Genomic DNA, 13,614 nt, shown 5'->3' on the forward strand with positions numbered 1-13,614 from the left:
GGAGGAGGCTAATCGTCTTACTCGTCAGTGCAAAAACGGGTTGTGCACCTCCACACCGGTATCGGTGAAATCCTTGACGTTACGTGTGACGACAACCAACCTGTGGACCAACGCCGTCGTCGCGATCAGCTTGTCGATGGCGTGCTCCTGTCGAGGCACACGCAAGCGGGCCCATTCGTAGCAGATGGTCTGGTCGATCGACAGGATTTGTCCGTCATGATCGCGCTTCACCGATTCAATCCAACTCTCCACGAGTGATGCCTGAACGACGTCGTTTCGGTGACGAAGCACGCGCGCACCGCGGTGCAACTCGCCTAACGTGATTACCGACAGAAAACGGGGATGGTTGTTGCGGATCGCCCGGCGAATGAAGCGCTGAACGCCGACGTCCCCTCCATTGGACTTTCGGCATTCGCTGACGACGTTGGTGTCAAGCAGATACATCATTTCCCTCGATTGACTCAGTTGATGCGCTCGAAATCACTGTCGAGCCCGACGTTCGGAAAATTCAGGATCGCTTCGTCGAGCGACCGGAATCCCGGCCGGCGCGCGACGTTATCAAGAATCGACCACACTTCTTCCTTGGGCGTTCTGCCATGCAAGGCGGCGCGCGACCTGATCGACCGCATGAGCGGTTCATCGATGCCGTCGATCACCATGGTGTGCATAGGCATTTTTCCCTTCATGGAAGACTTTCTGACAGACGTTTTCTTTGACATGCGCATTTCCTTTTCTTCGTAAAAGATCCTCGTGATCCGTTGCAGACCACGGAGGAAATGCTATCACCGCAAACACGCCAGAAGTCGCTGAAAACCGCGTCTGGCAAGCCTTTCGGACAGTTCACAAAGCCATAAAAAATCCCGCCGAAGTTTCCCTCGGCGGGATAGTTTGATAGCACAGCGGCGTGTGCGGTGAGACACGTCAATCGTCAGGCAATCATCACCCTCGTTCGACAGCTTCCGCCACTAACGCCTGATGACTCACGCCTTCAACCGGCGCTCGATATCTGCCTTCGTATCGAGCAGCGCTTGCGGCAGGTTGTGCTTGAGCGTCTCGAACAGCTCGGCGTGCAGTTTCAGCTCTTCATGCCACGCGGCCGGATCCATCGACGTCACGTCGTCGAACTGCGCCGGCGTGAACGACACGCCGTCCCAATTCAGATCTTCGTAGCGCGGCGTGATGCCGAACGCGTTTTCCACGCCTTGCGCCGTCCCATCGATACGCCCCAGCATCCATGCCAGCACGCGCATGTTCTCGCCGAAACCCGGCCACACGAACTTGCCGTCGGCACCCTTGCGGAACCAGTTCACGCAATAGATCTTCGGCAGCGTGGCACCCGTCTTGTCGAGATGCGCGCCCGTGTCGAGCCAGTGCTGGAAGTAGTCGCTCATGTTGTAGCCGCAGAACGGCAGCATCGCGAACGGGTCGCGACGCACCACGCCCTGCTGACCGGCGGCCGCAGCGGTGGTCTCCGAGCCCATGGTCGCGGCCATGTACACGCCTTCCGTCCAGTCGCGCGCTTCGGTCACGAGCGGCACGGTCGTCGAGCGACGGCCGCCGAAGATGAACGCATCGATGGCCACGCCTGCCGGGTTTTCCCAGTCGGCATCAATCGACGGACATTGCGATGCCGGCGCGGTGAAACGCGAATTCGGATGCGCCGCCTTGCGGCCCGATTCCTTCGCGCTCTCCGGCGTCCAGTCCTTGCCCTGCCAGTCGATCAGATGCGCCGGCGGCGTGTCCGTCAGGCCTTCCCACCACACATCGCCGTCATCGGTCAGCGCAACGTTGGTGAAGATCACGTTCTCGCCAAGCGTTGCGAGCGCGTTCGGGTTGGTCTTCTGGCTCGTGCCCGGGGCCACACCGAAGAAGCCGGCTTCTGGGTTGATCGCATACAGGCGGCCGTCCTTGCCCGGTTTGATCCACGCGATGTCGTCACCGATGGTCTCGACCTTCCAGCCCTCGAAACCCTTCGGCGGAATCAGCATCGCGAAGTTCGTCTTGCCGCAGGCCGACGGAAACGCGGCAGCCACGTGGTACTTCTTGCCCTGCGGCGAGGTCACGCCGAGGATCAGCATGTGCTCGGCCAGCCAGCCCTCGTCGCGGCCCATCTTCGACGCGATACGCAGCGCAAAGCACTTCTTGCCCAGCAGCGCATTGCCGCCGTAGCCCGAGCCGTAGCTCCAGATCTCGCGCGTTTCAGGGAAGTGAACGATGTACTTGGTGTTGTTGCACGGCCAGGCAACATCCTTCTCGCCATCGGCCAACGGCTTGCCCACGGTGTGCACGCACGGCACGAATTCGCCGTCGTCGCCGAGCACGTCGTACACCGCGCGGCCCATGCGCGTCATGATGCGCATGTTCACGGCCACGTACGGCGTATCCGACAGTTCCACGCCGATGTGCGCGATGGGCGAACCCAGCGGGCCCATCGAGAACGGCACCACATACATCGTGCGCCCGCGCATGCAGCCTTCGAACAGGCCGTCGAGCGTGGTGCGCATCTCGCGCGGATCGATCCAGTGATTGGTGGGGCCGGCGTCTTCGCGCTTCTCGCTACAGATGAACGTGCGGTCTTCCACACGGGCGACGTCCGACGGATCGGACAGCGCGAGGAACGAGTTGGGGCGCTTGGCCGGGTTGAGCCGCTTCATCGTACCGGCGGCGACCATCTGTTCGCACAGACGGTCATATTCCTCTTGCGAACCATCGCACCACACGACGCGCGCGGGCTGGGTAATCGCAGCGATCTGCGTGACCCAGTCGATGAGCTTGCGGTGACGCACCCACGAGGGCAGATCACGTGTGACGACATTGGACGAGGAGGAATTGAGCGCGCTCGCGCTACTGGCTTGCGTCATGGGGGTTGTCTCCATGCAGAGTCGGTAAATCGGGGCGAACGCAGGGCGTTCGTCGCGCGGGCACCGCTGGGTGTCGGCACGCCGGGACAGCACGACCGGTTGGGGATACCGGACGCACGACAAGGTCCCGACGCTTGCCATGTGCACCGGAAATTCCGGCGCCCACCGGCACGGGCCGCGTGAAATATTGAGCATGTCGCAAAACGTGCGGCACACGCGGGAAGGCAGGGGGCAACATGCGCACGGGTAGGTGCGCAGCAGGCGTCTCGCTCACCGGTTCCGACTTGTTTTTGCGGGGTGGGTTCGATTTTTTGCCATCGTGTTTGGGCGGTTTCGCCATGGTTGCCAGGACACCTGCCATACTATGCAAAACGAGGCGTCAGCATACCACCGCGCAAATCGCGCCGGTGCTGCGTCGCAACAAGGCTGGTGCGGGTTTTGCCCGGTTTTTGTCCGGGTTTTGCCGGATAGGCGCCAGCCGAGTCAACGACCAGTGCGCCCGCCGAACATGGCGGCCTCCGACAACTGTTACGTCAGCGCGCGGCCCACAAGCCGGGCGCGGAACCGATTACGCTTTGCCATGAAAATTGCCATTCTCGACGACTATCAGGATGCCGTTCGCAAGCTCGACTGTTTTTCCCTGCTCGCCGGACACGACGTCAAAGTCTTCAATAACACTGTCAAGGGCGTCGGCCAGCTCAGCGCCCGTATCGGCGAAGCCGAGGTGCTGGTACTGATTCGCGAACGCACGGCAATCACCGCCCAGCTCATCGACAAACTGCCGCGTCTGCGCGTCATCAGTCAGACCGGACGCGCCGGCAATCACATCGACATCGACGCCTGCACCGCGCGCGGTGTGGCCGTGCTCGAAGGGGTCGGCTCCCCCACCGCCCCCGCCGAACTCACCTGGGCGCTGATCATGGCGGCCCAGCGCCGCATTCCCCAATATGTCTCCAGCCTCAAGCACGGTGCCTGGCAACAGTCGGGCCTGAAGTCGTCGAGCATGCCGCCGAACTTCGGTCTCGGTCAGGTGCTGCGCGGTCAGACGCTCGGCCTCTGGGGCTACGGCAAGATCGGCAAGCTGGTCGCGGGCTACGCCAAAGCCTTCGGCATGGAAGTGATGGTGTGGGGTCGTGAAGGCTCGCGCGCCGCGGCGGCGGCCGATGGTCTGCGCGTGGCAGACAGCAAGGAAGAACTCTTCACGCAAAGCGATGTGCTCTCGGTGCATCTGCGCCTGAACGACGAGACGCGTCACATCGTCAAACTCGAAGACCTTCAGCAGATGAAGCCGACGGCGCTCTTCGTGAACACGAGCCGCGCCGAACTGGTGGAAGAAAACGGGCTCATCACGGCGCTCAATCGCGGACGCCCGGGCATGGCGGCCATCGACGTCTTCGAGAGCGAGCCGATTCTGCAAGGCAACCCGCTGCTGCGTCTCGAGAACTGCGTCTGCACGCCGCACATCGGCTACGTCGAGCACGAAAGCTACGAGCTGTACTTCCGGGTGGCGTTCCAGAACATCGTCGACTTCCTGAACGGCGACCGCGCGCATGTCGCGAACCCGGCCGCGTTGCTGGGTTTCGGGCGTTAAGCGAACGGCAATCTGGCATCGGGTTCGGCAGATTCAGCAAGTCTGACGAACCCGGCAACGCCGTCGCGCAGCGCGGTGAACTGCCCCGTTACCCGCTACCCGCTACCAGCCCGCTATCCGCTCTACCACCCGATTCCCGTTACCCCAGCGTCTCCAGATGGCGCAGGAACGTCTCGCCATCCTTTCTGCCGAGGTCATACGCCGGCCCCATCATGTCGGGCCGCGTGTAATCCCAACTGGAGATCGGCACCGGCACTGACGGCTGCACGTACAGCCGGTCCTGCCCCGCGTGGTGTTGCGTGAAAATTTGCGGCCGCGGATAGCACCGCGTCACCAGCACCAACACCTGCCCCGGCGTCGCATCCAGTGCATCGACGGGCACGTTGTCCACCATGCCCCCATCGAGCACCGCCCGGCCGCCTCGCCGCAAGATCGGCGTGAACGGCGGCGTGCACGACGACTGCAACATCAGATCGGCCAGATCCGACGTCGTCGCACAATCCTGCGCCCGGACAAACTCGGGTCGAAACCCCAACTGCCTCGCAAGTGTCGGGTGCAACGTGCGCCGCACGTGTTTATCGATGTTGTATGCCACGAGCCCCGCCGCCGTCGCCGATCTCGGCCCGAGCCAACGCGGGATATGTGAAACCCCCACGCGAATCTCCGGCCCGGTGGCGAGCTTCTCCAACTGACCGTCGTAAATGTCGAGCAATGCCTGACGGTAAATCCGGTAATGCGGAAACACGCGCTCGCGCCGCAGCAGGTTGCCCCAATAGGCGTTCTTGCGATTGCCGGCGAGCGCTTGCCGGTAGTAATCCATCACCCAGTCCGACGCGCGCATGTGCAGCATGCAGGCCGTGGCCGCCCCAGCCGAAATACCGGCAATGACGCGCGGTCGCAACGGCACCTCGCGCGTCACCCGCTCCCAGAATCCCGCCTGCCACCAGCAGCGATTGCCGCCGCCGGCAAATACGATCTGATCGAACACCGTAGCCTCCCTGCTCCGTCAGTCCGCCGTGCCGTTAAGTCTGGCGCGTTCGCGCTCAGAGCAACGCATACGTCGTGGTCGCGTGCACCGCCATCTTTCCGGACGCGTCGAAAATCTCGATTTCGCCGAACACCAGATTCTTGCCCCGGCGCAGAATGCGCGCGATCACGCGCAGATCGCCCTCAGTGACGGGGCGCATGAACTGCGTGTTCAACGTGACCGTCGTCATCGGTTGAAAGCCGCCAAGCGCCGCCGACAACGCCACGACCATCGCCGTATCGGCCACCGCCATGAACACCTGACCGCAGATGACGCCGCCGCCATGTTTGAACGCCGCGTCGAACGGCAGACGCAATTCGCTTTGCTCGGCGCCCGTCGCTACGACCTGCAAATTCAGTTGCCGCACCCAGGGCGAGACGAGTTCTTCGAGCATCTTCTGCGCTTGCACCAGCTCCATCCTGATCATCCTTGTCGTTTGTGATTGTTGAGTTCGTGACGACGATGATAGCCCCATCCGGATAGACCCCGTGCCCCAAAACAAAAGCGCCACCCGGTGAGGGGTGGCGCAAGCGCCTTTTGATGGCGCTTCTCTCAATACCGCTTCAGTACTGCGCGTGCGTGTGGTTTTGGCGGACCCGTGAAACTTGGGCTGCTTGGCCGGGACGCAGTCCGTTATCCGTTCGTCTTGTCCTGACGGATGCGGTTGCTCTGATGATTTTCCTTGTGTTGAATGCCGGCTTGTTCGCCCGCGCTCACATGGCCGTTCTTGCCCGCATGGGCTTCAGCGGTATCGACATGCGCCTGACCGTGCTCAAGATTGCCGACCTGATGGTTGTTGAGCGTGCCTGCGGCCTGCCCCTGAGCGATGCGCTTCTGCTGATTCACATTGCGTTGCACGTCGGCCTGCATCCGCTCGGACGACTTGGAATTCGGGTTGGCCACGACGCCGTTGCTCTTCGCCTGCGCAATCTTGGCGCTTTCATGATTCTGCGCCGCAGCGATGCGGGCCTTCTGTGCGGCCGTGTCACCGGTGTGATCGGCGTGCGCTTGCATGCGATCGATCTTGGCTTCGCCCTTTTCGAGGCTCGACGCTTCCTTGGTGCTCAACTGGCCGCTCTTCAGGCCGTTCTCGATGCGTTGCTGCTGGTTGATGTCGCGCGAGGTTTCGGTCGCGGTGCTCTGGGCGAAGGCTTGCCCGGCGAACACACCACCGAGGGCAACGGTCACGGCGCTCAGGATAAGAGTTTTACGAACGTTCATGATGGATTCCTTATTTGCTTGCGCGGTGGGCCGCTGGCGCACCGCGTCGGCCTGATGCCGGTCGGGGCCCGGTACCGTCGGCGGGATTGCCGATCGTTTGCCGTGTCCTTAAGGCGAATAACGCGGCCCGGCGCCCGCCCGCCGACAGCCACCGTGTAACGGCGTCGCCGCAAAAGTAACAGGCTGTAATCCGCAGGCCGGAGGGAATTCTTGCCAAGTGCCTGAAAAGGTTGGGAGTCCCGCAGACAGCGCGGTAACGATTTGATACAGTGGTGCCGATTTGCAAGGCGCGCCAGCCTGTCCGGCGCGTCGACCGAACCCCGAACCCATCAGCCCCCGTTGCGCATATCCGCAAGAAAGGAAGGAGCCTTACCATGCAGAGCACCAAAGACGATCTTGGCAAACTGATCCTGCGTCTTACCCTCGGTATCCTGCTGCTGTTTCACGGCGTGAGCAAAGTGATCAACGGCGTCGGATTCATCGAAGGCATGATCACATCGCATGGCTTGCCGAGTTTTCTCGCCTACGGTGCCTATCTGGGCGAAGTTCTCGCACCGGTATTGTTGATTCTCGGCGTGCTGACCCGTCTGGGCGGCGTGCTGGTGGTGGGCAACATGCTCGTCGCTTTCTCGCTGGTGCACCTGAGCCAACTCGGCGAACTGTCGAAGACCGGCGGCTGGGCACTCGAACTGCAAGGCTTCTATCTGTTCATGGGCCTGTGCGTGATTCTCTTCGGCGCCGGCCGCTACAGCGTGTCGGGTGGCCGCGGCGCGTGGGATTGAGCACCACCTGAGCCAGTCTGAAAGTGGGGAACTGAAAGCGTCACACGCTGTCACGCGAACTTCACAACGGCCCGCCTCTGTCGAACACCAACGACGCAGGCGGGCCGAGTCGTTTCGGAATATTGCGAAAGCGGGCGCTGGTAACGTCGAGTAATACGGCCGTTGCACTTTGCAACTTGTTCAGCGGGGCGATGACTTACTCTGAAAATGCCAATTCCGGCAGTATCAACAGGAGTCAACACCATGCGCAAACTGAAGATCGCCGCTGCGTCGGCCGTCCTCGTCGCCACTTCGATGTTTGGCCTTGCCCATGCCGCCGACGCCACCGCGCCGGCCACGGGTCCGCAAGCCGCGATGCATCATATGCGCGGCGGTCACGGTCCGTGGGGGCTGGGCGACATCAAGAAGTTGCACGACCAACTGAAGCTCAACCCGCAACAGGAACAAGCCTGGCAGCAAGCGGTGGCCACGTCGAAGCAGAACCATGACGCGATGCGCCAGAACGGCCAGCAATTGCGTCAGTCGATGATGCAGGCGAAGGATCAGAAGATTCTCGATCTGGCCGGCATGCGCGCCGCCCGCGAGAAGGTATTCGATCAGAACCGTCAACTTCGCAGCCAGACCGAGGATGCCTGGCTGAATGTCTACAACGGTCTGGACGACGGTCAGAAGACCCTCGTGAGCAGCGCCATCAAGGCACGCTGGGCCAAGATGAAAGACTGGCACGACAAGGCCATGCAGCGCCGCCAGCAGATGCACAAGGGCGCCCCGGGTGCCCCGGCAGCGACGCCGCCGGCCGCTCAGTAAGCCCAGTAATAAGCCGAGTCATAACAAGCGCGAGGCCAGCGCAGCCGGACGCGACAGTCCGGCGCTTCGTGACACGCCCGGTCCATTGGGACCGGGCGTTTTTTTATGGTTCAGCGAACTGGCGCACTGGAGAACCCGTGGGCCGCGTGGCTCAGGTTTCGCTCCAGATCCGCAGCAGGTTGTGATAACAACCGATCAGCGTGCGGCGTGCGGTCTCATCCGCGTCTGAGGAATTGAGCCGCTGGATCGCGTTGTCCATATCGAAGAGCAGCGTGCGCTGCGTGTCGTCCTTCACCAGACTTTGCACCCAGAAGAAGCAGCCCACGCGCGAGCCGCGTGTGATCGCGTTCACGCGGTGCAGGCTGGTCGCCGGATAAAGCACCATATCGCCCGCCGGCAGCTTCACCTGATGCGCGCCGTACTGGTCTTCGATCACCAGCTCGCCACCCTCGTATTCGTCGGGGTTCGCGAGAAACAGCGTGGCCGACACATCGGTGCGAATGCGCATGCCGCTGCCCGGTTGCAGTCGAATCGCGCCGTCGACATGGTTGCCGAAGTGCATGCCTTCGCCGTAGCGATTGAACATCGGTGCATAGACCTTGTTCGGCAGCGCAGCGCTGATGAAAAGCGGATGGCGTTCGAGCGCCCCGAGAATCACGTCGCCCAACTCGCGCGCGATGGCCGAGCGTTCGTCGATCTGCTGATTCTGTTTGACGGGCGCGCCCTGATAGCCGGCCGTGGCCAGCCCGTCGACCCAGGCGTCTCCGGCGTTATCCAGTTTGGCGCGCACCCAGCGCACCTGATCGGGGCTGAGGACATTTGGCACATGCAGCAACATCGGCGGGCTTCCCTCGTGAAATAGCAAGGCGCGAGCGCGGCGACACCGCCGGCTCGCGCCTCGTATTGTCCGTCATTTTGGCCGGACCCGGCCAGCGTGGTGGCCGCCCGCTTGCGATGGATCAAGCCGTGACGGCGACCGGACCCGCGGGCGACGCCAGCCGCGTCAGAACCGGTACGTGCCCGTGAGCATGGCCGTGCGTCCGACGCCCGGCACCGCACGCCCGCCATCCGACGGAATCAACGCATCGAAGTAGTTCTTGTTGAACACGTTCAGCACGTTGAGGCGGATGTCGTACTTCGGCTGATGGTAGGCCACGGTCGCGTCCCAGCGCGTGTAGCCGCCCACCCGAATCAGGTTCGTGTTCGCCGCATAGCGCATCGACATGTAGTTCATGCCGCCACCCACTTCCCAATGCCCCAGCGTGTACGTCGACCACAACGTGACCGAGTGACGCGGCGTGTTGGCGAGCACGTTGCCCTGTGTGCCGTCATTCGCTTGCAGCACCTGCGAGTTCAGGAACATGTAGCCGCCCATCACCTGCCAGTTCGTGGTGATGTGGCCCGTCACGCCGACCTCGGCGCCGCGAATGCGCACCTTGCCGGCGTCGGAGTACTCGCCGGTCGTGCCGGTCTGCGTACGCGAGTTGTTCTGCGTGACCTGAAACAGCGCGGTGTTGATCGAGAGGTTGTCGTCGAACAGGTTCCACTTGCTGCCCACTTCGAACGACTGGTTCGTCTCGGGCGGCAGCGCCTGCGTGTTGTTCGTGACAGTGAGCTGTTCGAGCGACGGGTTGAACGACGTGCCGTACGAGAAGTAATACGACTGCGATTCGCTCGGCTGATAGATCAGGCCCGTGCGCACGCTCGTGTAGTTGACAGTCTGCGTGGCGTAACCCGGCGCGTTAAGCGTGTTCGAGAGTTGCGCCTTGTAGCGATCCCAGCGCAAGCCGCCGACGAGCTTCCACTGCTTGGTCAGCTCGATCGTGTCGTTCGCATAGAACGCCACCGACTCCGCGCTGCCCTGCGCGAGGTTGCCGGTGGTCTGCGTCACGTTCGGCAGGTTGGAGTAGTACGCCTGACTGTTCGCCGGAATCCAGCCCAGAAAGCCCGACGCCTGCCCAGCGCCCGTGCGCAGGTAGGTCTGGTTCTCGTAGGTATCGCGCCCGACTTCTGCCCCGGCGATCAGCGTGTGCTTGAACGGCCCCGTGTCGAACTTCTTCACGACATCGGTCTGGTTATAGAGCGACGTGTCGGTAATCTTGCGGTCGTGACTCTGCAACTGCACCCAGAGCTGATCGAGCGAGTACGACGGAATGCCCGCCGTCTGCCCTGTCGGCAGCGTGGTAAAGCCCCCCGAGCCATTGGGCACACCCACCGCGTGCGACGCAGTCTCCACGGCGTCGATCACATAGCGGCTGTACTGCGTCTGATTGGTGATCTTCAGGCTGTCGTCGACCTTGTGCTCGATCTTGGCCGAGAAGCTCATCACGTCCTGCACCGTGCGATCGGTCGTCAGGCCGTAGAACTGATTCTTCGAGATCGGCAGCGGGTGACCGTTGTAGCCCACGGTGCCGTAGTCGGGCATGTCGTGGTTATGCTCGATGAGCGCCGACAGGGTGATCTGCGTCGGCGTGCCGATACCGAGCTTGAGCGTGGGGGCAATGCCGAAGTCCTGATTGCTCATGACGTCGCGCGTGGTGTGGATGTCCTGCGCAAAGCCGTTGATACGGAACGCCGCCGTGTCCGAGAGCGGATGATTGAAGTCGAACGACGTGCGGTAGCGGTCGTTAGTGCCGATGGTGCCCGAGACTTCGTTGAGCGGCTTGAGGTTGGCCTGCTTGCTCACCTGATTGATGACGCCACCGGTCGAGCCCCGGCCGAAAAACATCGACGACGGGCCTTCGAGCACTTCAATGGAATCCAGATAGAACGTGTCGCGATAGTACTGACCGCGATCGCGGAAACCGTCGAGATAGATGTCGGTGCGCGCCGTGAAACCGCGCAGGTTGATGTTGTTGCCGATCTGGCCGCCCTCTGCGCCGCCGATGGTGATGGCCGGTGAATTGCGCAACGCGTCGGCAAACGAGGTTGCGCCCTGTGCCTGCATCACGGCCTTGTCGATGACCGTCACCGATTGCGGAATGTCGCGAATGGCCGTCGGCACCTTGCCGCCGACGGTCGAGACGTCGCGTTGGTATTCGTCACGAATCGACGTGCCGGACACCTCAGTCTGCGGCAGCGCCGCAGCAGGGGCATTGGCGGCGGGCGCAGCCGGTGAAGCGGAAGCATCCCCGGCGGTAGCCGGCGCGCTTGAAGACGCACTGGAAGCGGCACTTTGGGCCATCGCTGGCGTAGCGAAGGTGGTGGCGAGTGGCGTTGCGAAGAGGGCCATCATCGCGAGGGCCAGCGGCTTGCGTTGCATCATGATCGGTGTCGGTGTGCGTCGTCGTTGATTGCGCGCCAGTCCATGAGCCCGTGCACTCCTCTGTGCTCGTGGCCAGCGTCGAAATTTGCGCCGGAGAACGACTGCTGCACCCGATCTACGCGATCTCTGAAGCGCCGCCTGTCTCTCCCCGACTTGCGGCGCGAATATAAATAGGAATGATTTTCATTTCAAGCATCCGAAAGGATGGTAACTCTATGAAATTACGGGATTTTTTGTAATACGTCGTAATACGTTTGCACCAATATCGTGCGTACATTCGGTAAGACGATGAAAGCATGGCAAATGCTTTCTCGACACGCTGTCGGTAATGCCGCGCGTCCGAAGCGTGATGCAGGGGTTTTCCCTAGGGCCATAGACGCAACGGCTGCTGAATTCTTGAGCAAACCTGACAGTTTCGGGAGGGTTCCAAGGTGGGCTTTCGGTTTCACCTGTCGATATCGCCGCCGTTAGCACGAAATAACGGGGTGTTGACGGCAAGACAGTCCCGCCGCCCGATCCGGCGGACTCCGGCGAATATCGATATGCGCATCGCCTCGCTAAGCAAAGTCGAATAACTTGTTGGCGCGCTGTCGGTGCGACGCGTTACAAGTCGGGCAAGCGCAGCGCGCCGCCCGTGCCACGGTCCGGACCCGCTGCATTTCCCGCAGACCGCTACGTTCCGACCGATTTTTCCATGCCCCATTCACCCAAACTTGCCCGCCGACGCCACTTTCTCCAACGCACCGGAGGCACGCTGCTGGCCGGTGGCGCACTCTCCGCGATGGGCACGCTGGGCGCCGTCGCCGGCGCGCTGGGTTCGCTGACGCAAAGCGGCAACGCCCGCGCTGCCAACGCACCGCTTACGCTGCGCATCGGCTATCAGAAGTCGTCCACCCTCATCGTGCTTGCCAAGACCCGAGGCACGCTGGCGAAGGCGCTGGCGCCGCACAACGTCACCCTCACGTGGCACGAGTTCACCAGCGGCCTGCCGTTGCTTGAAGCGCTCAACGTCGGCAGCATCGACTTTTCGGCCGACGTAGCCGACACCGTGCCTGTCTTTGCGCAGGCCGCCGGGGCGCGTATTGCCTATGTGGCACGCGAGACGCCCTCGCCCGACGCCGAAGCCATTCTGGTGCCGCAAAACTCGCCGATTCGCTCGCTGGCCGATCTCAAAGGCAAACGGGTCGCGGTCACGAAGGGTGCAGGCGTGCATTACCTGTTGATCGCCGCGCTGCAAAGCGTCGGACTCCGATTCACTGACGTGCAGCCCGCCTATCTCACCCCAGCCGACGCGCGCGCCGCCTTCGCGAGCGGCAATGTCGACGCGTGGGTCACGTGGGACCCGTTCTTCGCCAGCGTCGAACAACAGGACAAGGTGCGCGTACTGAGCACCGCACGCGGGCTCGCCGGCTATCAGCGCTACTACCTCGCCACCCCCGCATTTGCGCGCGATCACGACGCCGTGCTGCGTGCGGTCTACCAGACCTTGCGCGAAACCGGTCAGTGGGTGCGCACCAACCCTCGCGAAGCGGCAGCGCAACTGGCGCCGGTGTGGGGGCTGGATGCTGCCATTGTCGAAGCGGCAAACCGCCGGCGCAGCTATGACGTGCAGCCGGTCGTGCGCGACGCGATTGCCGAGCAGCAACGCATTGCCGACGTCTTCACGCAAGCCGGGCTGCTGCCCAAGCGTATCGACGCCGCCGACGCCACTATCTGGCAAGCGCCCGCCTGATACTGACGCGTCACGAAACGGCGACGCGCCCGACGTCACCAGTCCTCACCGGGCGCCCTGTTGCGCCAGGCGCACCGGGGGCCGCCAACTGTTGCAAAAACCACGCGCATGGCAGGCCGGTTCCGACAATAACGCACGGATTTTTCGGGTATTACCGACGAGATTCATACACCTGTTTATACTTGGGCCTGCAATACGAGAACAAAGACGGCCGGAGCCCCCCCGGAACGGCCCTTGGCGTTGTGCCAGACTCGCCATTCGCCCAGCCCGCTCACGCCGGCCCCGGGGTACCCGGGAACGCCACGTGACGTGACTGTGCGAAGGCCAG

The 13,614-nt window shown here is 62.5% G+C and carries 12 protein-coding genes; 4 read left to right on the top strand and 8 right to left on the bottom strand.

What is annotated here, in order from left to right:
* Positions 1-24: 24 nt before the first annotated feature.
* The 3 genes from CDV44_RS21805 to CDV44_RS21815 form a co-directional block, all read right to left on the bottom strand.
* Positions 25-447: a type II toxin-antitoxin system VapC family toxin gene (locus CDV44_RS21805; protein ID WP_371328790.1), complete on the bottom strand. Its 423-nt coding sequence runs from the start codon at positions 445-447 to the stop codon at positions 25-27.
* 14 nt (positions 448-461) lie between these two features.
* Positions 462-674, bottom strand: a complete 213-nt coding sequence (locus tag CDV44_RS21810) for a DNA-binding protein (protein WP_141118784.1) — start codon at positions 672-674, stop codon at positions 462-464.
* Between the two features lie 306 nt (positions 675-980).
* Complete coding sequence (locus CDV44_RS21815; protein ID WP_249277648.1) at positions 981-2,861, bottom strand: phosphoenolpyruvate carboxykinase (GTP); 1,881 nt, start codon at positions 2,859-2,861, stop codon at positions 981-983.
* 580 nt (positions 2,862-3,441) lie between these two features.
* Between CDV44_RS21815 and CDV44_RS21820 the strand changes: the two genes are divergently transcribed.
* The gene (locus CDV44_RS21820; RefSeq protein ID WP_058376767.1) at positions 3,442-4,452 is read left to right on the top strand and encodes a D-2-hydroxyacid dehydrogenase family protein; all 1,011 of its coding nucleotides are present in this window, start codon (positions 3,442-3,444) and stop codon (positions 4,450-4,452) included.
* Between the two features lie 139 nt (positions 4,453-4,591).
* Here CDV44_RS21820 and CDV44_RS21825 read toward each other — a convergent pair whose 3' ends face one another.
* From CDV44_RS21825 to CDV44_RS21835, 3 genes are all read right to left on the bottom strand, one after another.
* Positions 4,592-5,440, bottom strand: coding sequence for a patatin-like phospholipase family protein (locus tag CDV44_RS21825; protein WP_087690429.1), 849 nt, complete (start codon positions 5,438-5,440; stop codon positions 4,592-4,594).
* Between the two features lie 55 nt (positions 5,441-5,495).
* A complete protein-coding gene (locus CDV44_RS21830; RefSeq protein ID WP_087690431.1) occupies positions 5,496-5,897 on the bottom strand; it encodes a PaaI family thioesterase in 402 nt (133 codons plus the stop codon).
* 215 nt (positions 5,898-6,112) lie between these two features.
* Positions 6,113-6,700 (bottom strand): hypothetical protein, encoded by a 588-nt coding sequence (locus CDV44_RS21835; RefSeq protein ID WP_087690433.1) that lies wholly within the window; start codon positions 6,698-6,700, stop codon positions 6,113-6,115.
* 374 nt (positions 6,701-7,074) lie between these two features.
* Between CDV44_RS21835 and CDV44_RS21840 the strand changes: the two genes are divergently transcribed.
* Positions 7,075-7,482: a DoxX family protein gene (locus tag CDV44_RS21840; RefSeq protein ID WP_058376763.1), complete on the top strand. Its 408-nt coding sequence runs from the start codon at positions 7,075-7,077 to the stop codon at positions 7,480-7,482.
* A 243-nt stretch (positions 7,483-7,725) separates the two neighbouring features.
* A complete protein-coding gene (locus CDV44_RS21845; protein WP_170936067.1) occupies positions 7,726-8,289 on the top strand; it encodes a periplasmic heavy metal sensor in 564 nt (187 codons plus the stop codon).
* A 151-nt stretch (positions 8,290-8,440) separates the two neighbouring features.
* Here CDV44_RS21845 and CDV44_RS21850 read toward each other — a convergent pair whose 3' ends face one another.
* Together CDV44_RS21850 and CDV44_RS21855 are read right to left on the bottom strand one after the other, a co-directional pair.
* Entirely contained in the window at positions 8,441-9,127 is a 687-nt protein-coding gene (locus CDV44_RS21850) for a Fe2+-dependent dioxygenase (RefSeq protein ID WP_087690436.1), read from the bottom strand.
* Between the two features lie 165 nt (positions 9,128-9,292).
* Positions 9,293-11,554, bottom strand: coding sequence for a TonB-dependent siderophore receptor (locus CDV44_RS21855; RefSeq protein ID WP_087690438.1), 2,262 nt, complete (start codon positions 11,552-11,554; stop codon positions 9,293-9,295).
* Positions 11,555-12,248: 694 nt separating this feature from the next.
* Between CDV44_RS21855 and CDV44_RS21860 the strand changes: the two genes are divergently transcribed.
* Positions 12,249-13,286 (top strand): aliphatic sulfonate ABC transporter substrate-binding protein, encoded by a 1,038-nt coding sequence (locus tag CDV44_RS21860; RefSeq protein ID WP_371328791.1) that lies wholly within the window; start codon positions 12,249-12,251, stop codon positions 13,284-13,286.
* Positions 13,287-13,614 lie beyond the last annotated feature (328 nt).

The sequence above is a fragment of the Pandoraea sp. PE-S2R-1 genome (assembly GCF_002179865.1).
In the GTDB taxonomy this organism is placed as follows: domain Bacteria; phylum Pseudomonadota; class Gammaproteobacteria; order Burkholderiales; family Burkholderiaceae; genus Pandoraea.

What these genes read in the sequence shown, in the direction of transcription:
- CDV44_RS21850 (WP_087690436.1), bottom strand. Translation starts at nt 9,127, where the DNA reads ATGTTGCTGCATGTGCCAAATGTCCTCAGCCCCGATCAGGTGCGCTGG.
- CDV44_RS21810 (WP_141118784.1), bottom strand. Translation starts at nt 674, where the DNA reads ATGCCTATGCACACCATGGTGATCGACGGCATCGATGAACCGCTCATG.
- CDV44_RS21830 (WP_087690431.1), bottom strand. Translation starts at nt 5,897, where the DNA reads ATGGAGCTGGTGCAAGCGCAGAAGATGCTCGAAGAACTCGTCTCGCCC.
- CDV44_RS21835 (WP_087690433.1), bottom strand. Translation starts at nt 6,700, where the DNA reads ATGAACGTTCGTAAAACTCTTATCCTGAGCGCCGTGACCGTTGCCCTC.
- CDV44_RS21820 (WP_058376767.1), top strand. Translation starts at nt 3,442, where the DNA reads ATGAAAATTGCCATTCTCGACGACTATCAGGATGCCGTTCGCAAGCTC.
- CDV44_RS21855 (WP_087690438.1), bottom strand. Translation starts at nt 11,554, where the DNA reads ATGATGCAACGCAAGCCGCTGGCCCTCGCGATGATGGCCCTCTTCGCA.
- CDV44_RS21845 (WP_170936067.1), top strand. Translation starts at nt 7,726, where the DNA reads ATGCGCAAACTGAAGATCGCCGCTGCGTCGGCCGTCCTCGTCGCCACT.
- CDV44_RS21805 (WP_371328790.1), bottom strand. Translation starts at nt 447, where the DNA reads ATGATGTATCTGCTTGACACCAACGTCGTCAGCGAATGCCGAAAGTCC.
- CDV44_RS21860 (WP_371328791.1), top strand. Translation starts at nt 12,249, where the DNA reads ATGCCCCATTCACCCAAACTTGCCCGCCGACGCCACTTTCTCCAACGC.
- CDV44_RS21815 (WP_249277648.1), bottom strand. Translation starts at nt 2,861, where the DNA reads ATGACGCAAGCCAGTAGCGCGAGCGCGCTCAATTCCTCCTCGTCCAAT.
- CDV44_RS21840 (WP_058376763.1), top strand. Translation starts at nt 7,075, where the DNA reads ATGCAGAGCACCAAAGACGATCTTGGCAAACTGATCCTGCGTCTTACC.